Origin of the sequence: Streptomyces colonosanans (assembly GCF_001866645.1) — a bacterium.
In the GTDB taxonomy this organism is placed as follows: domain Bacteria; phylum Actinomycetota; class Actinomycetes; order Streptomycetales; family Streptomycetaceae; genus Streptomyces; species Streptomyces colonosanans.
This window is the reverse complement of record NZ_MLYP01000046.1, coordinates 30,443-51,958: the sequence shown is the minus strand read 5'-3', so window position 1 is coordinate 51,958 and position 21,516 is coordinate 30,443. Positions and strand designations below refer to the sequence as shown.

15 protein-coding genes and 2 tRNA genes are annotated in these 21,516 nt (G+C 69.6%); 9 read left to right on the top strand and 8 right to left on the bottom strand.

What is annotated here, in order from left to right:
• Window positions 1-204: 204 nt before the first annotated feature.
• Both tig and BIV24_RS18300 read right to left on the bottom strand, forming a co-directional pair.
• Complete coding sequence (gene tig / locus BIV24_RS18305; protein ID WP_071367416.1) at window positions 205-1,572, bottom strand: trigger factor; 1,368 nt, start codon at window positions 1,570-1,572, stop codon at window positions 205-207.
• Window positions 1,573-1,774: 202 nt separating this feature from the next.
• Window positions 1,775-1,851: transfer RNA gene (locus tag BIV24_RS18300), tRNA-Pro, on the bottom strand.
• A 153-nt stretch (window positions 1,852-2,004) separates the two neighbouring features.
• Between BIV24_RS18300 and BIV24_RS18295 the strand changes: the two genes are divergently transcribed.
• Window positions 2,005-2,078, top strand: a tRNA-Gly gene (locus tag BIV24_RS18295).
• Window positions 2,079-2,389: 311 nt separating this feature from the next.
• Here BIV24_RS18295 and BIV24_RS18290 read toward each other — a convergent pair.
• A complete protein-coding gene (locus BIV24_RS18290; RefSeq protein ID WP_071367415.1) occupies window positions 2,390-2,584 on the bottom strand; it encodes a hypothetical protein in 195 nt (64 codons plus the stop codon).
• 608 nt (window positions 2,585-3,192) lie between these two features.
• On the opposite strand from BIV24_RS18290, the gene BIV24_RS18285 reads away from it, so the two are divergent.
• On the top strand, window positions 3,193-4,263 hold the full coding sequence (locus tag BIV24_RS18285; protein ID WP_071367414.1) for an acyltransferase family protein: 1,071 nt from the start codon (window positions 3,193-3,195) through the stop codon (window positions 4,261-4,263).
• Between the two features lie 132 nt (window positions 4,264-4,395).
• On the opposite strand, the gene BIV24_RS18280 is transcribed toward BIV24_RS18285, so the two are convergent.
• The gene (locus BIV24_RS18280) at window positions 4,396-5,574 is read right to left on the bottom strand and encodes a PP2C family protein-serine/threonine phosphatase (RefSeq protein ID WP_071367413.1); all 1,179 of its coding nucleotides are present in this window, start codon (window positions 5,572-5,574) and stop codon (window positions 4,396-4,398) included.
• 149 nt (window positions 5,575-5,723) lie between these two features.
• On the opposite strand from BIV24_RS18280, the gene BIV24_RS18275 reads away from it, so the two are divergent.
• Window positions 5,724-6,953 (top strand): GNAT family N-acetyltransferase, encoded by a 1,230-nt coding sequence (locus tag BIV24_RS18275; RefSeq protein WP_071367412.1) that lies wholly within the window; start codon window positions 5,724-5,726, stop codon window positions 6,951-6,953.
• 22 nt (window positions 6,954-6,975) lie between these two features.
• Here BIV24_RS18275 and BIV24_RS18270 read toward each other — a convergent pair whose 3' ends face one another.
• Together BIV24_RS18270 and BIV24_RS18265 are read right to left on the bottom strand one after the other, a co-directional pair.
• Window positions 6,976-7,785 carry an Fpg/Nei family DNA glycosylase gene (locus BIV24_RS18270; protein WP_071367411.1) on the bottom strand — a complete coding sequence of 270 codons (810 nt, stop codon included), beginning with the start codon at window positions 7,783-7,785 and terminating at the stop codon, window positions 6,976-6,978.
• 121 nt (window positions 7,786-7,906) lie between these two features.
• Window positions 7,907-8,392: a ribose-5-phosphate isomerase gene (locus tag BIV24_RS18265; RefSeq protein WP_071367410.1), complete on the bottom strand. Its 486-nt coding sequence runs from the start codon at window positions 8,390-8,392 to the stop codon at window positions 7,907-7,909.
• A 281-nt stretch (window positions 8,393-8,673) separates the two neighbouring features.
• Here BIV24_RS18265 and BIV24_RS18260 point away from each other — a divergent pair, with 281 nt between their 5' ends.
• On the top strand, window positions 8,674-10,152 hold the full coding sequence (locus BIV24_RS18260; RefSeq protein ID WP_071367409.1) for an amino acid permease: 1,479 nt from the start codon (window positions 8,674-8,676) through the stop codon (window positions 10,150-10,152).
• A gap of 250 nt (window positions 10,153-10,402) precedes the next feature.
• Here the strand turns inward: BIV24_RS18260 and BIV24_RS18255 are convergent, their stop codons facing one another.
• Entirely contained in the window at window positions 10,403-10,981 is a 579-nt protein-coding gene (locus tag BIV24_RS18255; protein ID WP_071367408.1) for a biotin transporter BioY, read from the bottom strand.
• A 384-nt stretch (window positions 10,982-11,365) separates the two neighbouring features.
• On the opposite strand from BIV24_RS18255, the gene BIV24_RS18250 reads away from it, so the two are divergent.
• Entirely contained in the window at window positions 11,366-12,745 is a 1,380-nt protein-coding gene (locus BIV24_RS18250; RefSeq protein ID WP_071367437.1) for an amino acid permease, read from the top strand.
• 163 nt (window positions 12,746-12,908) lie between these two features.
• Window positions 12,909-13,133, top strand: coding sequence for a hypothetical protein (locus BIV24_RS18245; protein WP_071367407.1), 225 nt, complete (start codon window positions 12,909-12,911; stop codon window positions 13,131-13,133).
• A 53-nt stretch (window positions 13,134-13,186) separates the two neighbouring features.
• Here the strand turns inward: BIV24_RS18245 and BIV24_RS18240 are convergent, their stop codons facing one another.
• Window positions 13,187-13,849, bottom strand: coding sequence for a mycothiol-dependent nitroreductase Rv2466c family protein (locus BIV24_RS18240; protein ID WP_071367406.1), 663 nt, complete (start codon window positions 13,847-13,849; stop codon window positions 13,187-13,189).
• Between the two features lie 159 nt (window positions 13,850-14,008).
• On the opposite strand from BIV24_RS18240, the gene pepN reads away from it, so the two are divergent.
• From pepN to BIV24_RS18225, 3 genes are all read left to right on the top strand, one after another.
• A complete protein-coding gene (gene pepN, locus BIV24_RS18235) occupies window positions 14,009-16,585 on the top strand; it encodes an aminopeptidase N (protein WP_071367405.1) in 2,577 nt (858 codons plus the stop codon).
• A gap of 222 nt (window positions 16,586-16,807) precedes the next feature.
• Window positions 16,808-17,872, top strand: a complete 1,065-nt coding sequence (locus tag BIV24_RS18230) for a hypothetical protein (protein ID WP_071367404.1) — start codon at window positions 16,808-16,810, stop codon at window positions 17,870-17,872.
• A 281-nt stretch (window positions 17,873-18,153) separates the two neighbouring features.
• Window positions 18,154-21,468 carry a S8 family serine peptidase gene (locus tag BIV24_RS18225; RefSeq protein ID WP_071367403.1) on the top strand — a complete coding sequence of 1,105 codons (3,315 nt, stop codon included), beginning with the start codon at window positions 18,154-18,156 and terminating at the stop codon, window positions 21,466-21,468.
• Window positions 21,469-21,516: the final 48 nt, after the last annotated feature.

The window sequence follows — 21,516 nt, the reverse complement described above, 5'->3', positions numbered from 1 at the left end:
GTTGCGGACCGCGCCCCGGACCCGGGTCCATTGTCGCCGCAGGCGCCGCAGTCGTCGCGTCGGTGGGGTCGATCCGCGCTCGCTCGGCGCCACGGACGTCACGGCCGTGGATCGCGTCCGTCATCGGGCGGGCACAGACGGCGACGGGCCCCAGGGCGCTGTGCGTCCTGGGGCCCGTCGTACAGCTGTCGTGCCGCGGGGAGGTTACGCCTCCGGCTTCTCCTCGGCGGAGCCCTCCGCCGTCTCGGCCTCGGCCTCGTCCTCGTCGCTCAGGTCGACGATCTCACCGTTGGTGTCCTTCACCGTGGCGGCCTCGACGACCACCGCGAGCGCCTTGCCGCGGGCGACCTCGCCGACCAGCATCGGGACCTGGCCACCCTCGACGACCGCCTGGGCGAACTGGTCGGGGGACATGCCGGAGGAAGCAGCGCGGCGCATGAGGTGCTCGGTGAGCTCCTCCTGGCTGACGCTCAGCTTCTCCTTGTTGACCAGCTCGTCGAGCACGAACTGGGTCTTGATGCCCTTGACCGCGGCCTCGCGCGTCTCGGCGTCGAACTCCTCGGCGGTCTTGCCCTGGATCTCCAGGTACTTGTCGAGGGTCAGACCCATCTGGGCGAGCTGGTGGTGCTCGAGGTTGTGCTTACGGGTGTTGACCTCGTCCTCGAGGAGCTTCTCGGGGACCGGGACCTCGACCAGCTCCAGCAGCTTGTCCAGGACACGCTCCTGGGCCTGCGTCGCCTGGTCGAACTCCTTCATGTTCTCGAGGCGCTTGCGGCTGTCCGCCTTCAGCTCCTCCAGCGTGTCGAACTCGGAGGCGAGCTGAGCGAACTCGTCGTCCAGTTCCGGCAGTTCACGGGCGGCGACCTGGGTGACCTTGACGGTGACCTCGGCCTCCTTGCCCGTCGCCGAGCCGCCCTTGAGCTCGGAGGTGAAGGTGGCCTCCTGGTCGGCGGACAGACCCTTCACGGCGTCGTCGATGCCGTCCAGCAGCTCGCCGGAGCCGATGGTGTAGGAGACGTCCTTGGCGACGCCGTCCTCCAGGACCTCACCGTCGACCTTGGCCTCCAAGTCGAGGGTGACGACGTCGCCGTCCTCGGCGGCACGCTCGACCGGGTTCGACGAGGCGAAGCGCTCACGCAGCTGCTCGACCGACTTCTCGATGTCCTCGTCGGTCACCTCGACGACGTCGACCTCGACCTCGATGCCGGAGTAGTCCGGGATCTCGAGGGTCGGGCGGACGTCGACCTCGGCGGTGAAGGACAGCACCTCGTTGTCCTTCAGCTCCTTGATGTCGACCTCGGGCTGGCCCAGCGGGTTCAGCTCGGCCTCGTTGACCGCCTCGGTGTAGAACTTCGGCAGCGCGTCGTTGACGGCCTCCTCCAGCACGGCACCGCGGCCGAACCGCTGGTCGATGACCCGGGCCGGGATCTTGCCCTTGCGGAAGCCCTTGACCGTGACCTGCTGGTTGATCTTCTTGTACGCCGCGTCGAGGCTGCCCTTGAGCTCCTCGAAGGGCACCTCAACAGTGAGCCGAACCCGAGTCGGGTTCAGGGTCTCCACGGCGCTCTTCACGGTTCGGTCTCCTTGTGGCTGACTTCTTGGGTTCTGCCGAGCTGCTCCGCCCGGGACGGGCGCTGCCTTCGGCGGATTCGCGGGCCCCGGCCTGAGAGACATGACAATGCAGACACACGGGCGCGCAGCTTGCATAGTAACCGCAGGCGGTACACGCCCCAAAAGGTGATCTTGCGAGGCCGCGCCGGAGGGCGCCTGCCGGTGGTCGGGGTGGCGGGATTTGAACCCACGGCCTTCCGCTCCCAAAGCGGACGCGCTACCAAGCTGCGCCACACCCCGTCTGGTGCGACACGTAGGGTACATGGCCGGGCTTGCTGCGTCGGCCGCTTTCTCTGCCTGACCGGCGTGCGGATCAACACGTTGGCCTACGAGGGTGACGACCCGCTACGATGCATCCTGTGCCGCGGTCACTGACCTGCGGCGCAACCTGTTGCGGGCGTAGCTCAATGGTAGAGCACTAGTCTTCCAAACTAGCTACGCGGGTTCGATTCCCGTCGCCCGCTCCATCCGCCGGAGGCCCGGCGAGGGACCGCTTCCCTCGCCGGGCCTCCGGCGTTCCCCGGTGCTCTGCGGGTGCCGTACGCCCGTGGCGCGCACCGCACCCCGGCGAGGGCCTCGGCCGGCCCCGTCGCCGTGTGCACGCCACGGCCCGTGCGGCGCCGTCGGCTCGCGCCCCGATGCGGTGCGCGTCCGGCCGGGTGCCGTCCGTACGGGCATGCGCGCCCGCGGGCCGCCCCGGGCGAGCGGTTCACGGCCCCGAGCCCGCACGGGGGCGGCCGTCCGCCCGCGCCGGTCCGCGGGCGGACGGTCGCCCCCTTCAGAATCTGATCGAGTTGATCGTCTCCGCTATCGAGTTCAGGAACCGGTTGATGTCCGGAGCCATGCCGGTCGAGGCGAGGAAGAAGCCGAAGAGGATCGCCACGATCGCCGGTCCGGTCTTGATCGAGCCCCCTCGGATCAACACCACCAGGATGATCGCCAACAGCAGCACCACTGACAGCGAAATGGCCACAACTGATCACACCCTCGGTCGGTCCGTTCTCCCGGCCCGGGTGCACCGTCCCCGCGCACCCCCGCCAGAACCATCGTGCCACCAACTGGCCCTCCGTATGCGGCTGGTGACACATCGTCGGCCATCCGTGCCGTGAGTCCACCCACGGGTACGCCGGTGGCCGCGGTGAACCCGGTCTTCTCTCCGGGCATTTCGAAGGACCCTCCGAACTGAAATGAACGTGGACGGTTTCCATGTCCACACATCGCGTTTACAGGGAATTCAAATACCGTCACCGGTCGGGCATTTCGCCGGAGCCACCCGAAGATGGTGGGTGTTTTGGGTTCATTCGTCATGGTGAAAACGGACACAACACCCCAACGGCATTGGGCAATCGACACTCTCCCCGATGTGTGCAAGAACACGTCCCGGCAAAACGGATCCTGGTGAATCCGGAGTATCCGCAGGCGATAAGGAGGATGCACATCGAGCGTTTTACGCGGCCCCACGGGAGCGTTAGGGTTTCTCAAATGTTCCACGCCGCCTCGTCCTCCTCAAGAGCAACGGGCCCGTCGTCGGCGCCCCCGTTGCGCGCGCCGCTCACCCCGACGCAGCCAACAGCGGACGCAGTGCCGAGTCCGCGCGAACCGCAGGCCGCCAGACCTCCCGCCAAGCAGCGTGACGCCTTCTTCGACAACGCCAAGTACCTGGCGATCGTCCTGGTGGCCATGGGCCACTCCTGGGACCCGCTGAAGGACGGCAGCCGCACCCTCCAGGCGGCGTACATGGTCGTCTACGCCTTCCACATGCCGGCCTTCATCCTCATTTCCGGCTATTTCTCGCGTAGTTTCGACATGCGCCCCGAGAAGCTGAAGCGCCTACTGACCGGCGTCGTCGTGCCGTACATCGTGTTCGAGACCGCGTACACCTTCCTGGCGCGCACCGTCGGCGGCGAGACCGACATGCCGATCAGCCTGCTCGACCCCTGGTATCTCACGTGGTTCCTGATCGCGCTCTTCGTCTGGCGACTGACGGCCCCGCTGTGGAAGGTGGTGCGCCATCCGGTCCCGCTGTCCATCGCGATCGCCATGCTGGCGTCCATGTCGCCCGACATCGGCAACGATCTGGACCTCCAGCGGGTGCTGCAGTTCCTGCCGTTCTTCGTCATCGGCCTGTCGATGAGGCCGGAGCACTTCCAGGCGGTGCGCGGCCGCAGGGTCCGGATGCTGTCCGTGCCCGTGTTCCTCTGCGCGTCGGCCGTGGCGTGGTGGGCGGTGCCGCGGATGAACCCGGCCTGGTTCTACCACCGCGACAGCGCCCAGGAACTGGGGGCGCCCTGGTGGTGCGGTCCGGTGATGGTCCTCATACTGCTGGGCTGCTCGCTGCTGCTCACGGCCTGCTTCTTCGCCTGGGTACCGCGCCGGACGATGTGGTTCACCACGCTGGGCACGGGCACGCTGTACGGCTACCTGCTCCATGGTTTCGTCACCAGGACCGCGGCCTACCAGGGCTGGTTCGACGCGAAGTGGCTCCACCGGCCGCTCGGTGAGGTGTGCGTGACCCTCCTTGCGGGCGCCCTGGTGACGGCCCTGTGTACGGCACCCGTGCGGCGCGTCTTCCGCTTCGTGATGGAGCCCAGGATGGAGTGGGCGTTCAGGAAGGACGCGGCACAGGTCGCTCGTGCGCGTACGAAGGCCTGAGCAAGTACGAGGACCCGGGCAAGGGGGCGCCCTCATCGTGCGCGGCGACCGCGATGAGGGTGCCCGCCGGCCGAAGGCCGACCGTACGGAGCGCCACCGAGTACGCGCTGCCACGGCCCTTGGGGGGCAGGCTCAGCGCGCTGCCTGGGCCGTCGGGCCCTCGCGGCTGATCAGCAGCAGCGCCCTGTCGTCGTTCACGTCCTTCGCGACCGCCTCGATGAGATGCCAGGCCGCGCCGTGGAAGCCGCCGGTCACATAGCGGTCGGCCTCGCCTGTGAGCCGGTCGATGCCCTCGACGATGTCGCGTTCGGCGGTCTCCACCAGGCCGTCCGTGAACAGCATCAGGACGTCCCCGGGGCGCAGCGAGCCCTTCACGGGGTCGAACTGGGCGCCGTCGTACACACCGAGGAGCGGCCCCTCCGCCGCCTTCTCCTCCCAGCGGCCGCTGCCCGCGCAGAGCTGGAGGCCCGGCGGGTGTCCGGCCGAATAGAGTTCGTAGTCGCCCGAATCCAGGTCCAGGACCAGGTGGATCGAGGTCGCGAAACCCTCGTCCCAGTCCTGGCGGAGCAGATAGCCGTTCGCCGCCGGCAGGAACGCGTGCGGTGGGAGCGATCCCAGCAGGCCGCCGAACGCCCCGGACAGCAGCAGGGCGCGCGAGCCCGCGTCCATGCCCTTGCCCGAGACGTCCGTCAGGACGACCTCCAGCGTGCGGCCCCCGTTCGTCCGGGCCGCCACCACGAAGTCGCCGGAGAACGACTGCCCTCCGGCCGGCCTGAGCGCCATCTCGCGGTGCCAGCCCAGCGGCAGCCTCGGCAGCTTGCTCTGGACACGGATGCGTTCGCGCAGATCGAAGAGCATGGTGCCGCCGCGCCGCCACGGCACCCCGACCCGGCTGCGGAACTGCGCGATCAGCAGCCCGAAGAACCCGCAGGCCGCGACCACGAGCACGATGCCGGGCGTGACCCGGGACGGTCCCTCCGTGTACGGGCCGAGCCGGACGGACTCGACGATCAGCGCGGTGGCGGCGGCGGCGTACAGCGCGAGCAGGCTGGAGGGCCTCAGCAGCAGGCCGCCCGCCACGATCGGCAGGACGAGGACGGCCGGCGAGCACCACACGGGGTTGGCCAGGGTCGTCGCCGCGATGAGCGGAACCGTCAGCAGCAGACCGGCCAGCGCGATCCAGTCCGAGCCGTCCCCGCGGAAGTAGTCCACGGCGGATCTGCGCAGGCCGGTGCGGACCCGGTGCCACTGCTTCTTCAACCGGGCCGTGATCGTCTCGGCTTCCGCGCGCCGCACTCGTCCTGCTGCCATCGTTCGGGACCCTATCCATCCGGCCTGCCGCTTGGCACGGGAGGTCCCACTTGTCCCTCCTCCGAGCGCTGAACTTCACACGGATCCGCCCCCCGCAACAGGAGAGAAATCCCCTCGCTCGCCCCGCATTGCCCTGGTAGGCATGGCCCATGGCGACTGATGTGCGACTGCTGCGGCAGGACGAGTGGAACACCTGGTACGACAACCTCCTCCGGGCCTTCGGCGGCGTGGACGAATCACCCGAAGAACGTGGACTCTGGAATCAACTCTCCGAATACGACAGATTCCTGGGCGCATGGGACGGAGAGGACTGTATCGGCACGGCGGGTGCGTTCAGTTTCCGTCTCACCGTCCCCGGCGGCGCCTCGGTCCGCGCGGCGGGTATCACGGGGGTGAGCGTCGCGGCCACACACCGCCGGCGCGGGGTGCTGACGTCGATGATGCGCCGGCAGCTCGACGACATCCGCTCCTGGGGGGAGCCACTCGCGGTGCTGACCGCGTCCGAGCCCGTGATCTACGGCCGGTTCGGCTACGGCATCGGCACGCTCCATGTGAACGCCGAGATCGACAGCCACCGGGTACAGCTGTCGGTGCCGCCCGGCACGGACGACGTACGCCTGCGGTACGCCGCTCCGGCCGATGTCCTCGACGTGTGCGAGGAGGTGTACGCGCGACTCGTGCCGGGGCGGCCCGGCATGCTGGCACGACAGCCCGACTGGGAGCGGCTGGCGCTGCTGGACCCGCAGAGGGAGCGGGAGGGGGCGTCGCCACTGCAGTGCGTGGTCGCGGAGCGGGACGGCGAGACCGTGGGCTACACCCGCTTCCGCGTCAAGCCGGATTGGCACCAGTCCAGCGCCAACGGCACTGTGATCGTGCAGGACTTGGAGGGCCTGGATGCGGCGGCGTGTGCCGCGCTGTGGCGGTTCGTCCTCGACATCGACCTGACGTCGCGGGTCATCGCGCACGGACGGCCGATGGATGACGCCTGGCAGTACCAGGTGTCGGACATCCGCCGCTGCGGCATACAGACGAAGGACTCGCTCCATGTCCGGCTGGTGGACGTGGGCGCGGCGCTTCAGGCGCGCACGTACCAGGCGCCGCTGGACGTGGTGTTCGAGGTCGAGGACTCCTTCTGCCCCTGGAACGAGGGGCGTTGGCGGCTGACGGGCGACGGGAAGGGCGCGTCCTGCGCACGGACGACGGACGCGGTCGATCTCTCCCTGTCCGTACGGGAGTTGGGGTCGGCGTATCTCGGCGGGATCTCGCTCACGGCGCTGGCGGCGGCGGGACGGGTGCGGGAGCTGCGGCAGGGGGCGCTGGCGGAGGCGTCCCTGGCGTTCGGCTCGGCGGCGGCGCCGTGGCTGCCGCACGGGTTCTAGGCCCGGATGCTAGGCCCGGGTGCTAGGCCCTCTGGCAGCTCGGGCACCAGAACAGATTGCGGGCGGCGAGATCGGCGGTGCGGATCTCGCCGCCACAGATGTGGCAGGGCAGGGTGGCCCTGCGGTACGCGTACACCTCGCCGCCGTGGTCGTCCACACGCGGCGGACGGCCCATGGCCTCGGGGGTGTGTTCGGGGCGGACGGTGTCGATGCGGTTGTTCCGGACGCCCTCGCGCATGAGCTCGACGAGGTCGGCCCAAATCGCGTCCCACTCGGCCGGGGTGATGCCCCTGCCGGGGCGATACGGGTCGATGCCGTGCCGGAAGAGGACCTCGGCGCGGTAGACGTTGCCGACACCGGCGATGACCTTCTGGTCCATGAGCAGGGCGGCGATGGTGGTGCGGCTGCGGCGGACCCGGCGGTAGGCGGCCGCGGGGTCGGCGTCGTCGCGCAGCGGGTCGGGACCGAGGCGGCCGTGGACGGCGGACTTCTCGGCGTCGGTGATCAGCGCGCAGGTGGTGGGGCCGCGGAGGTCGACGTACGAGGCCGGGTTCGCGAGCCGGAGACGGACCGTGTCGGTGGGCGGGGGCGCGGGGGCGTCACCGAAGGTGACCTTGCCGAAGAGACCGAGGTGGATGTGCACCCATTCGCCGCCGCGGAAGCCGAGGAAGAGGTGCTTGCCGTGGGCGTCGGCGGTGTCCAGCTCGGCCCCGTCGAGGAGGGCTGCGGCGTCGGCGAACTTGCCCTGGGGGCTGCGGACGGTGACGGGGGCGCCGGCGAACCGTGCCGAGTAGTCCTCGGCCAGCCGATGAATGGTGTGCCCCTCTGGCACGGTTGCCCTACCTCCCGGTGAATGTCACGGGGCCGGGGTTCCGCCCGGAACCCCGGCCCTGTCCGGACCTGCTCGGGGCCGTGCCCCGTACTCCTCTCCTCCGGATGCCGGAGGGGTGTCCTCAGCCCTGCGGGTGGTGGGAAGGAATCGGCGGGAGCTCGCCGGTCGTCTCGTACGACGACAGCATGGCGATGCGCCGCACGTGTCGTTCGTCACCCGAGAACGGTGTGTTCAGGAACGTCTCGACGAACTTCGTCGCCTCCTCCTGCGTGTGCATCCGCGCACCCACGGCGACGACGTTCGCGTTGTTGTGCTGCCGACCCAGCGAGGCCGTCTCCTCGCTCCAGGCGAGGGCCGCCCGTACGCCCTTGACCTTGTTCGCGGCGATCTGCTCCCCGTTGCCGGAGCCGCCGATCACGATGCCGAGGGAGTCGGGGTCCGCGGCGGTACGCTCCGCGGCGCGCAGGCAGAACGGCGGGTAGTCGTCCTGGGCGTCGTAGATGTGGGGCCCGCAGTCGACGGGCTCGTGCCCGGCTGCCTTGAGCCACTCGACGAGGTGGTTCTTCAGTTCGAATCCGGCATGGTCTGAGCCGAGATACACGCGCATGATCCGAGTGTGACACGGCTGTCGCGCTGCGGCTTCGCCGGGTGTCGGCAACACCACATGTGACCGTCACTACAGAACCTGAGGGGAACCTGCAGTAACAATCGGGGGTCGAAGGTTCTCGAATTCATAAGCCTCGGATTCACAGGACCGGCGCGTCACACCGCTCGTACGAGCCCCCGACTCCGCTCGTATGGGCCCCGTATTCCGCCCGTAGGGACAGAAGCGTCGCTACGTACGGGTGCCCCCACGTCCCCACACCCGGCGCAAAGGAATTACCCCCTATGACCTCGCTGCCGACCCCCAAGGCCGGAAACGACCCTGGCCGCCCCGGAGAGACCGGTGGCGGCCTTCAGGCCGGACTCAAGAACCGCCATCTTTCGATGATCGCCATCGGTGGCGTCATCGGTGCCGGTCTGTTCGTCGGCTCCAGTACGGGTATCGCCACCGCCGGTCCCGGCATCCTGCTCTCCTACGCGCTGGTCGGCACGCTCGTGGTACTCGTGATGCGCATGCTGGGCGAGATGTCTGTGGCGAACCCCACGTCCGGCTCCTTCTCCGCGCACGCGGACCGCGCGCTCGGTCGCTGGGCCGGTTTCTCGATCGGCTGGCTGTACTGGTTCTTCTGGGTGGTCGTGCTCGCCGTGGAGGCCACCGCGGGCGCCAAGATCCTCGAGGGGTGGATACCTGCCGTGCCCCAGTGGGGCTGGGCTCTCATCGTCATGGTCGTCCTGACCGCGACCAACCTGGTCTCGGTCGGCAGCTACGGCGAGTTCGAGTTCTGGTTCGCCGGGATCAAGGTCGTGGCGATCGGCGCGTTCATCGTCGTCGGCGCCCTCGCCGTCTTCGGGGTGCTGCCCGGCGTCCACAGCGACAAGGCGGGCCTGAGCAACCTCACCGCCCACGGCGGCTTCCTGCCCCATGGGCCGGGCGCCATCCTCACCGGTGTGCTGCTGGTGGTCTTCTCCTTCATGGGCAGTGAGATCCCCACGCTGGCGGCGAGCGAGGCGGAGGACCCGCAGCAGGCCGTGACCAAGGCCACCAACAGCATCATCTGGCGTATCGCCGTCTTCTACCTGGGCTCGATCTTCGTGGTCATCTGTCTGATCCCGTGGAACGACCCGTCGCTCGAGAAGAAGGGCTCGTACGTCGCAGCCCTGGACTCCCTCGGTATCGCGCACGCCGGCCAGATCATGAACTTCATCGTGCTGGCGTCGGTGCTGTCCTGCCTCAACTCCGGGCTCTACACGGCCTCCCGCATGGCCTTCTCGCTCGGTCAGCGGGGCGACGCGCCGAAGTCCTTCGCGCGGACGACCCGTCGTGGCGTGCCGTTGGCGGCGATCATCGTCTCCGTCCTGTTCGGCTTCCTGGCCGTCTTCTTCAACTACAAGTTCCCGGACTCGGTCTTCCTCTTCCTGGTCAACTCCAGCGGCGCGGTCGCCATCTTCGTCTGGCTGGTGATCTGCTTCTCGCAGCTGCGGATGCGGAAGATCATCCAGCGCGAGGCACCCGAGAAGCTGACCGTGAAGATGTGGCTGTACCCGTACCTGACCTGGGCCACGACCGCGCTGATGCTGGCCGTCCTCGGCTACATGCTCACCGACACGGAGCACAACGGACGCACGACCGTGTCGCTGTCCCTGCTCGTCGCCGCGGTGGTGGTCGCGATCGCTCTGGTGAAGCAGAAGCTGAGCCGCGACCGGACCGCCGAGGCGGTCACGGACGGGGAGGCGGACCAGGCACCGGCGAAGGTCGGCGCCTGACCGGCACACGAGCCCATACGGAAGGGCCCCGCGGCGTACAACGCCCGCGGGGCCCTTCCGCATACAGGGCCGCCGGGTGCGGGACCGCGCGGGCGGTGCTGGTCCCGGCGGTCGGAGAGGTGGCGCCGTGGACGGCCGGGCGGGCGCGGGGCTTCGCGTTCTGGGCCGGGGGCTGTACGGCAACGCGAAAGAGGCCCGCCGGGGTGAAGGCGCGTACGCCCCGGCGAGCCTCTTCCGCAGAACTACGGCGTCACTTCCTGACGAGCTTCCAGGCGGTGGGCAGCAGGCCCATCGCCAGGGCGGCCTTCAGGACGTCGCCGATCAGGAACGGGGTGAGGCCGGCCGCGATCGCCGCCGTGAGGGACATGCCGGTGACGACGGCCAGGTACGGGACGCCGACCGCGTAGATGATCGCCTCGCCCAGCAGCATGACACCGGCCGTGCGCAGCACCGAGCGGTCGGCGCCGCGGCGGGCCAGGGCGCCCACGACGGTGGAGGCGAGCAGCATGCCGAGGACATAGCCGAAGGAGGCGCCACCGGCACCGGAGGCGCCACCGGCGAACCACGGCACACCGGCCATGCCGACGAGCGCGTACAGGGCGAGCGACAGGAAGCCGCGGCCGGCGCCGAGGGCCGTGCCCACGAGCAGCGCCGCGAAGGTCTGTCCGGTCACCGGAACCGGGGTGCCGGGGATGGGCAGCGAGATCTGCGCGGCGAGCCCGGTCAGCACGGCGCCGCCGAGCACGAGGCCGGCGTCCAGGACGCGGGAGTCCGGCAGCAGATCGGCGAGGACCTCGCCGGGGCGGGCGGTGGCGGTGGCAGTGCTCATGGGACTCACTCCGGCGGTGGGACGGTTCGGGACACGGTGACGCTATCCCAGGCCGCATGAGCCGATCACCGTCAGCGCTCGACAAAGCGCGAAACAACGGCTTGGTGGGCTCCTTACAAAAGGCGCGCGCTACACCTGAGGCGACGTGATGCTGGTCACTGAGGTGGAGGGGTGTTCGGGCGCCCAGGCGTCAAGATGGGACTGTAGGTTCCGGCCAATTGGGCTGCCTCCTCGTGATCGGCGCCGCGCCGCCCGCAGCCACCCGGTGACCGCCCTCTCACCATCCGTGCCGCGCATGTCCGCATGGTGGTCGGCGGCCCCCTCGAAGTGGACAGGACGCCGAGACTGTGGGGGTCCTTCTCACGTACCGAACGGGTCGCAGCCATGCCAAGCCGCACCACCGTCGAGACGCCTCCCACCGCGGATGCCTCCCTCTCTCAAGGCCTCAAGCAGCGCCATCTGTCGATGATCGCCCTCGGTGGCGTGATCGGCGCCGGCCTGTTCGTCGGCTCCGGCGCGGGCATCGCCGCCGCCGGTCCGTCCATCGTGATCGCGTACACCGTCTCCGGTCTGCTCGTCATGCTGGTGATGCGGATGCTCGGCGAGATGTCGGCCGCCTACCCGTCGTCGGGCTCCTTCTCGGCGCACGCCGAGCGGGCGTTCGGCCCGTGGGCGGGCTTCACCGCGGGCTGGTCGTTCTGGGTCCTGCTCTGCACGGCCGTGGGCATGGAGGGCATCGGCGCCGCGAAGATCGTCACCGGCTGGTTGCCGGGCACGCCCGAGTGGGCGTGGGTGGCGCTGTTCATGGTGGTCTTCTGCGTCGCGAACCTCGCGGCCGTCAAGAACTTCGGCGAGTTCGAGTTCTGGTTCGCGGCGCTGAAGGTCGGCGCGATCACGCTCTTCCTGCTGCTCGGCGCGCTGGCGATCGCCGGAGTCCTGCCCGGCACGGACTCCCCTGGTGCCTCGAACCTCGGGGACTTCCTGCCCCACGGCAGCCAGGGCCTCGTGATCGGCCTGCTGGCCTCGCTGTTCGCGTACGGCGGTCTGGAGACGGTCACCATCGCCGCGGCCGAGTCCGAGAACCCGGTGAAGGGCGTGGCGAGCGCGGTCCGGACGGCGATGTGGCGCATCGCGGTCTTCTACATCGGCTCGATGGCGGTCATCGTCACGCTCGTCCCCTGGAACACGCCGGAGATCGTCGAGAAGGGCCCGTACGTGGCCACCCTCGACCACCTGGGCATCCCGGGCGCCGGCCAGCTGATGAAGGTGGTGGTGCTGGTCGCGCTGCTGTCCGCGATGAACGCCAATATCTACGGTGCGTCACGCATCGCGTATTCGCTGGTGGAGCGCGGCCAGGGCCCCGGGGCACTGGGCCAGGTCTCCGGGGGCGTCCCGCGGATCGCCGTCCTGGCCTCGTCGTTCTTCGGTTTCGTGTGTGTCGTCCTGAGCTACTGGCGGCCGAACGACGTCTTCCAGTGGCTGCTGAACATGATCGGCGCGGTGATCCTCGTCGTCTGGATCTTCATCGCGGTCTCGCAGCTGCGTCTGCGCCGTCAACTGGAGCGGGAGGCACCGGAGAAGCTGGTCGTCCGCATGTGGGCGTTCCCGGTGCTGACCTGGGTCGCACTGGCGGGCATGGCGGCGGTCTTCGTGCTGATGTGGCGGCAGCCGGAGACGCGCGTGCAGCTGTACTCGACCGGCGGTATGACGCTGGTCCTGGCGGCCGCGGGCTACGCCTGGCAGCGGGTACGCGCCCGGAGCTGACGCGCCGCGCCTGCACCGCAGGGCCCTCACGGGAGACACGTGAGGGCCCTCTTCTCGTACACGGGTTGTTTGTGGTCGGCGTGCACCCCCCGCAGGGAGACCCCCGCCGGGCATGGCTCGCGGGGGTCTTCCGGTATCGGAGGCTCCGGGTGATGGTGGCGGTATGCCGATGTACTGCTTCACCTGCGACGCCGATCAGCCGCACCGCCCGCTGACCCGCGCCGAGGAGGCCTGGCTCAAGGAGCGGCTGGGCCGCGCGAGTGTGCGCGAGTTCTGGATGTGTGAGGCCGAACTGAACACCGAGACGAAGAAACAGTGCCGGAACCTCCGTACGGGCATGAACAAGAAGCCGTTCGCCCGGCCCATACGGGTACCCGTGCCGGACTGAGGACAACACGCCGGGCTGCCGGATCCGGACGGGCCGCAGCCCGCGCGCGGCGCCTACAGGTTGCTGAAGTCCGGCCCCTGCGTGCGCGTGCGCTTGATCTCGAAGAAGCCCGGGACCGAGGCGACCGCCAGGGTGCCGTCCCACAGCTTCGCGGCCTCCTCACCCTTGGGGGCCGGGGTGACCACCGGGCCGAAGAAGGCGAGCTGCTCACCGTCGGCGCCCGGGACCGCGATCACCGGCGTGCCCACCTCCTGACCGACCTGGTCGATGCCCTCCTTGTGGGAGGCGCGCAGCTCGGCCTCGAACTCGAAGTCCTCCTGGTCGGCGTAGTCGATCAGTTCGGCCGGGAGGCCGGCGTCCTCCAGCGCCTCCGCGATGGCCTCGGTGGTCGCACCCTCGCCCCGGTTGTGGAAGCGGGTGCCGAGCGCGGTGTACAGCGGGCCGAGGACCTCCGCGCCGTGCTTCTGCCACGCCGCGGTCACCACGCGGACCGGCTTCCATGCCTGGGTGGCGAGCATCTCCCGGTACTCCTCGGGCAACTGGTCCAACTTGTCCTCGTTGAGCACCGCGAGGCTCATGATGTGCCAGCGGACCTCGATGTCCCGGACCTTCTCCACTTCCAGGACCCAACGGGAGGTCATCCAGGCCCAGGGGCACAGCGGGTCGAACCAGAAGTCGACGGGGGTCTTACCGGAAGCGGTCGCGGTCTCGGACATGACTCTCCTTGGAATGCGGGTGCGTTCCGGACAACGTCCGGGGCCGTCCCCGCCATTCCCCGGAGCGTCCTGATGTGCGCCCCGGTGCCAGGCGTCAGGGGCACATGGCAGGATCGGTCCTGTTCGCCCCACCCCAGCCGACCAGAGGGAGTGCCGCCTGTGCCCGGTGAGAACCTGTCCCGTGACGAAGCCCAGGAGCGGGCCGCCCTGCTGTCCGTCGACGGGTACGACGTGTCGCTCGACCTGCGTTCGGCGGTGGGCGACGCCCCCGGCACCGAGCCGCACACCTTCCGCTCGGTCACCACGATCCGCTTCCGCTGCGCCGAGCCGGGCGCCGCGAGCTTCGCCGACCTGATCGCCCCGAGCGTCACCGCGGTCTCGCTCAACGGCAAGGACCTCGACCCGAGCGAGGTCTTCGACGGCACCCGCATCCAGCTGGAGGACCTGGCCGCCGAGAACGAGCTGGTCGTCGACGCCCGGTGCGCCTACTCCCGTACCGGCGAGGGCATGCACCGCTTCGTCGACCCCGAGGACGGCGAGGTGTACCTGTACACGCAGTACGAGCCCGCCGACTCCCGTCGTGTCTTCGCGAACTTCGAGCAGCCGGACCTCAAGGCCCCCTTCCGCTTCGAGGTCCGCGCCCCCGAGGGCTGGACGGCGTGGAGCAACGGCGTCGGTGAACAGCACGACGGGGTGTGGCGGTTCGCGGAGACCAAGCCGATCTCCACGTACATCACCGCCGTGGTCGCCGGTCCGTACCACTACGTCACCGACACCTACTCCCGTACGTTCGAGGACGGTACGGCGCTGGAGATCCCGCTCGGCGCGATGTGCCGCAAGGGCCTGGCGAAGCACTTCGACGCGGACGACGTCTTCCTGGTCACCAAGCAGGGCCTGGACTTCTTCCACGACCACTTCGACTACCCGTACCCCTTCGGGAAGTACGACCAGGCGTTCGTGCCGGAGTACAACCTCGGCGCGATGGAGAACCCGGGCATGGTCACCTTCCGCGAGGAGTACATCTTCCGCGGCAAGGTCACGCAGGCGTCGTACGAGCGCCGGGCCAATGTGATCCTGCACGAGATGGCGCACATGTGGTTCGGCGACCTGGTGACCATGGTGTGGTGGGACGACCTGTGGCTGAAGGAGTCCTTCGCGGACTTCATGGGCTCCTTCTCGATGGTGGAGGCGACCCGCTTCACCGACGGCTGGATCACCTTCGCCAACAACCGCAAGGCGTGGGCGTACCGCGCCGACCAGCTGCCCTCCACGCACCCCGTCACGGCGGACATCCGCGACCTGGAGGACGCGAAACTCAACTTCGACGGCATCACCTACGCCAAGGGCGCGTCCGTGCTCAAGCAGTTGGTGGCGTACGTGGGCCGGGAGGCGTTCCTGGAGGGCGCACGCCGCTACTTCAAGCGGAACGCGTACGGCAACACGCGCCTCGGTGACCTGCTGTCGGTCCTCGAGGAGACGAGCGGCCGGGACATGGCGGCCTGGGCGCGGTCCTGGCTGCAGACGGCGGGCGTCAACTCCCTCACGCCGCAAGTGGTGCTGGGCGAGGACGGCCGGATCGCGGAGCTGTCCGTGCTCCAGGAGGCCGCCGCGTCGCATCCCGAACTGCGGCCGCACCGGGTGGCGGTGGGCCTGTACCGCAACGAGGCGGGCGCGCTCGTCCGGTACGCGCGTGCCGAGGTGGACGTCGCCGGTCCGCGCACGGTGATCGGTGAACTCGTGGGCGCCGAGGCCCCAGAGCTGGTCCTGGTCAACGACGACGACCTCACGTACTGCAAGATCCGTTTCGACGACGCCTCGCTCGCGACCCTGAAGGGCCACCTCGGCGTCCTCACCGACCCCCTCGCGCGGGCGCTGTGCTGGTCGGCGCTGTGGAACCTGACCCGGGACGCGCTGCTGCCGGCACGGGACTTCATCGATCTGGTGCTGCGGTTCTCCGGCCGCGAGAGCGACATCGGTGTGCTCCAGCAGCTGCACACCTGGACGAACTCGGCACTGACCAACTACGCGGCGCCCGAATGGCGCGCGGCCGGCGAGCAGTTGCTCGCTCAGGGCGCGCTGCGCGAGCTGCGGCAGGCGGAGCCGGGCAGCCAGCACCAGCTGACGTGGGCGCGGTTCTTCGCAGCGGTGGCGTCGAGCGAGGCCGATCTGCAGCTGTTGCGGGGTCTGCTGGAGGGCACGGCGAAGATCGACGGCCTGGACGTGGACCAGGAGCTGCGCTGGGCGTTCCTGGAGCCGCTGGCCGCGCACGGGACGGCGGACGAGTCGGTGCTCGCGGCGGAACTGGCCCGCGACGACACCGCCTCCGGCAAGCGCCACCAGGTCCGCTGCCTGGCCGCGCGCCCGTCGGCCGCGGTCAAGGCGGAGGCATGGGCGCAGGTCGTCGAGTCGGACACCCTGTCGAACGCGCTCGTGGAGGCGACCATCGCGGGCTTCGTGCAGCCGTCACAGCGGGAGTTGCTCGCGCCGTACACGGAGAAGTACTTCGCGGCGATCGAACGCGTGTGGGCCGAGCGGTCCATCCAGATCGGGATGGACGTGGTGAAAGGCCTGTTCCCGTCGCTGCGGGACTCGCAGGAGACGCTGGACGCGACGGACGCGTGGCTCGCCGCGCACGAGGACGCGCCGCCGGCACTGCGCAGGCTGGTACTGGAGGCACGCGACGACCTGGCACGCACCCTGCGCGGCCAGGCGCGCGACGCACAGGCGGCTGTCTAGAAGCGAGACGCCGAAGCCGGGCGGGGGACGGTGGTTGACGGGCCCTGCGGGACGACGGTTACGAAATACGAGTATCCGAACCCGTAACCCGTTCCCTCCCCCGCCCGGACCAGCCTCTTTCGGTAGTCGAACGCGCGTACCTCAGTGCCGACTTGTCCGTATGTGTCGACAGGCGTGTAACACACGGTAAGCAGACGGGCCGGGCACGGGAACCTCGGGGTCATGACCCACAACACCCCGCTCTCGCCCCGCCCGCTCCACTACCTGGCCGAAGTGCAGCGCCGGGCACTGACCGCGGCCCAGCTGCGCGCCCACGGCGTCTCGGCCGCCGAGACGAACGAGCGGTGCCGGCCCGGCGGACCCTGGCAGCAGTTGCTGCCGGGTGTGTATCTGCTGCACCCGGGGCCGCCGACCGCCGGCGAACGCCTGCACGCGGTACTGCTGTACGCGGCACGCTCGTCGCACGACGACCCGACGCCCATGGTCCCTTCACAGCCGCGCATGGGCGGCCCGCACGCCCCGCTGCACTACACGGACGCGATGATCACGGGCCTGGCCGCGCTGACGCTGTACGGCTTCACCTCGGCGCCTCCGCTGCCGTCGGTGGAGAAGATCGACGTCCTGGTGCCGCGGGCCCGTCGGCTGCGCAGCACCGGCTGCGCGCGGGTGATCCGTACGCCGTCGCTGCCCGCCCCGCGGCTGGTGGCCGGCCTGCCGGTCGCCCCTGTCCCGCGCGCCCTGGCCGACGCGGTGGCCGAACTCGCGGACCCGGGCGCGGTGTACCGCCTGATGACGGAGGCGGTACGCGGCCGCCACTGCAAACCGGCCGAGGTCGTACGCGAGTTGAACCAGGCGAAATTACTGAGCCGGCCGCACGTGGTGGAGGCGGTGGACTCGCTCCGTGCCGAGCGCCGGGCGATCGCGGAGGGCCGTCTGTACCGGCTGGTGCGCGAGTACGGCCTCCCCGAACCGGTCTGGAACGTGGACCTGAGGCTTCCCGGCGGCCCTCACCTCGGCGGTCTGGACGCGTACTGGCCCGAGCACGCGGTGGCCCTGGAACTCGACACCCTTGCCCCGCACCACGGCCTTCGGCAGGACGACGACGCCCTGGGGTCGCAGTACGCCCGTAAGCGCGAAACCCTGGAGCGGCTCGGCATCGCCGTCGTCCACATCACTCCGATGAAGCTGCGTCAGGCGCCCGAGCAGCTGGCATCGGTGGTCCGCACGGCGTTGAGGACGGCGCCGGACCGGGCACCGGCCGCACACGTCATGGTGCTGCCCCGGTGACGAAGAGGAGCGGCCGTCGGTTGCGGATCCTCATTTCTCGACGGCTCGGACGGTCGGCACGCTCACAGGATTGTCCCAGGCCGCCCCACTACGTCTTCGATGACGCATGGCGGGATTACGCCATGCGTTCATCCCGCCTCGGTCAACTCTCCACAAACATCTGTTGATCGGTAAGGCTGAGCGGTCACCCGGAACCAAATTCCGGACGGCTGCGGCCAGGAGCGATCCCCTGCGGGCTTCCGGCCGTGCCGCCCTCGTTCCTTTACCTACAAGGGATGCTGATGACGACCGACTCTCCCCGCGCCCCGATAACGGGCGCGAGACGCGTGGCCCGGATAGCCGTGGCCGCGGGTCTCGTCGCCGCACTCTCCGCGGCCGGGCCGATACCCCTGGCCTTCGCCGCCGACCACCAGCCCGTCGACACCCCCAAGTCGGCGGAACACAAGCTCGGTTCGGTCGACGCGGAGCTGCTCGCCAAGGCCAAGGCCCATGGCGACAAGAACGTCACGATGATGATCGCGACCGCGCCCGGTCAGACCGGTCAGGTCGCCCAGGAGCTGGACGCGATCAAGGGCGGCTCCGTGGGCCGCACCTACGACAAGCTCGGCTACGTCCGCGCCACCGTGCCGACCGGCAAGGCCGACTCGGCCATCGCCGCCGCCTCGAAGCTGTCCTCCGTGCACGCCATCGACCTGCGGCAGGAGATCCCGCTCGACGACCCGTCCCCGGCCGCGGACACCGCGAAGGGCGCCTCCGGCGAGGGCAGCGCGGTCACTTACCCCGCCCCGGGCAAGAACACCCCCGCCGAGAACCCGTACAACCCGTCCTTCGAGACGGGCGCCGTCGATTTCGTGAAGCAGAACCCGAAGGCGGACGGTCGGGGCATCACCATCGGCATCCTCGACTCCGGCGTGGACCTCGGCCACCCGGCCCTGCAGAAGACCACCACCGGCGAGCGGAAGATCGTCGACTGGGTGACCGCCACCGACCCGATCGTGGACGGCGACGGCACCTGGCGGCAGATGACCACCGGCGTCACAGGCCCCGAGTTCACCGCGGGCGGCACGACCTGGAAGGCGCCGGCGGGCGACTTCCTGTTCAACACCTTCAGCGAGTCCGCGACCAAGGGCGGCGACGCCAACGGAGACCTGGACCGCGACGGCAAGACCACCAGCGTGTGGGGCGTCCTCTACGACCCGGCGAGCGGCACCGTCCGCGTCGACCTGAACAACAACGGCGACTTCACGGACGACGTCCCGATGAAGCCGTACAAGGACGGCCACCAGGTCGGCTACTTCGGCGAGGACAAGACCGACCCGAAGACGGGCGCCGCCCTGCGCATCCCGTTCGTCGTGGAGATCCGCAAGAACGTGCCGATGGACCCCAAGGGCGGGTCCTGGGTCGGCAAGAAGGCCGACTTCGTCAACATCGGCGTCATCGAGTCCGAGCACGGCACCCACGTCGCGGGTATCACCGCGGCGAACAGCCTGTTCGGCGGGAAGATGAACGGCGCCGCCCCGGGCGCGAAGATCGTCTCCTCCAGGGCCTGCAACTGGAACGGCGGCTGCACCAACATCGCGCTCACCGAGGGCATGATCGACCTCGTCGCCAACCGCGGCGTCGACATCGTCAACATGTCCATCGGCGGCCTGCCGGCGCTCAACGACGGCAACAACGCCCGCGCGGAGCTGTACACGCGGCTCATCGACACCTACGGCGTGCAGCTCGTCATCTCGGCGGGCAACAGCGGCCCCGGCCTCGACACCATCGGTGACCCCGGCCTCGCCGACAAGGTCATCTCGGTCGGCGCGGCCATCTCCAAGGAGACCTGGGCGGCCAACTACGGTTCCGGCGTGGCCAAGTCGTACGCCATGATGCCGTTCTCCTCGCGCGGTCCGCGTGAGGACGGCGGCTTCACGCCGACCATCTCGGCGCCCGGCGCGGCCATCAACACCACGCAGACCTGGCTGCCCGGCGGCCCGGTCGCCGAGGCCGGCTACTCGCTCCCGGCCGGCTACTCGATGCTCCAGGGCACCTCGATGGCGTCCCCGCAGGCGGCCGGCGCGTCCGCGCTGCTGCTGTCGGCGGCGAAGCAGCAGGGCATCGACCTCACTCCGGCGAACCTGCGCACCGCCCTGACCTCGACCGCGCGGCACATCGAGGACGAGCAGCCGCACAGCGAGGGCGCGGGCCTGATCGACATCGTGAAGGCCTGGAAGTCGATCGAGAAGGGTGCTTCGGCGCACCAGTACGCGGTCAAGGCCCCGGTCAGCACCTCGCTGTCCTGGGCACTGAAGACGCCCGGCTTCGGCACCGGTCTGTACGACCGCGAGGGCGGTCTGAAGACGGGCCAGACGAAGACCTACGACGTCCAGGTCACCCGCACGACGGGTCCGGCCGGTCCGGTCCAGCACCACCTGAGCCTGAAGAACGACGACGGCACCTTCAAGATCCTCGGCTCGCCCGAGGTCTCGATGCCGCTGAACAAGCCGGTGACGGTCCAGATCCAGGCGCGTCCCGGCGCCATCGGTGTGCACAGCGCGATCCTCGAGGTCGACGACCGAGGCACCGAGGGCGTGGACCGGCAGATCATGCTGACCGTCGTGGTCTCCACGGACATCGCCAAGCCGTCGTCGACCTACTCGGTGTCGGGTGTCGCGCAGCGCAACAGCACCCAGTCGTACTTCGTGACGGTCCCGGAGGGTGCGAAGACCCTCGAGGTCTCGATGAGCGGTCTCAAGGACAAGAGCCAGACCCGCTTCATCACGATCCACCCCTACGGTGTCCCGGTGGACACCACCTCGACCCCGAACTGCTACCCGAACTACGAGAACCCGGCCAACACCTGCCGTCCGGACGTGCGTTCGTACGCCAGCCCGATGCCGGGAGTCTGGGAGATCGAGGTCGAGGCGCGTCGTACCTCGCCGCTTTTCGACAACCCGTTCACGCTGAACGCGGCGGTGTACGGGCTGGACTTCAGCCCCGCGGTGCAGACGGTCCCGGAGGCGAAGGCCGGTACGCCGGTCCCCGTGGCCTGGACGCTGACGAACAAGTTCGCCGGCCTGGACGCCAAGCTGAAGGGCGGCTCGCTGGGCTCGTCGAAGTCGGAGCGCCCGACCATCGCCGACGGTGACACCCACACCAGGACGGTCGTCGTACCCGCCGGGGCCGAGCGCCTGGACGTCGCCATCGGCAACGTCTCCGACGCGGGAGCCGACCTGGACCTGTACGTGTACAACGCCGCCGGTCAGCGGGTCGCCTACTCGGCGAAGGGCGGCTCGGAGGAGTCCGTCTCCATCGCCAAGCCCGCCGCGGGCACGTACACCATCGAGATCGACGCCTACTCGGTTCCGGCCGGCACCACGGACTACGACTACCGGGACGTGTACTACTCGGCGTCGCTCGGTTCGGTCAAGGTCGACGAGGCGAAGGTGTACCCGCTCACCCCGGACGGCACGGCACAGATCTCCGCCGACGTCGTCGCGAACGAACCGGCCCCCGACGGCCGCGAGTTCTTCGGTGAGCTTCAGGTGCTGAACGCCCGGGGCACCGTCGCGGGCCTCGGCAGCGTGAAGATCGGCCAGGTCATCCCGTAGCGGAGCCGGCACGACGATGGGGCGGGCGTCCGTACGGCGGGCGCCCGC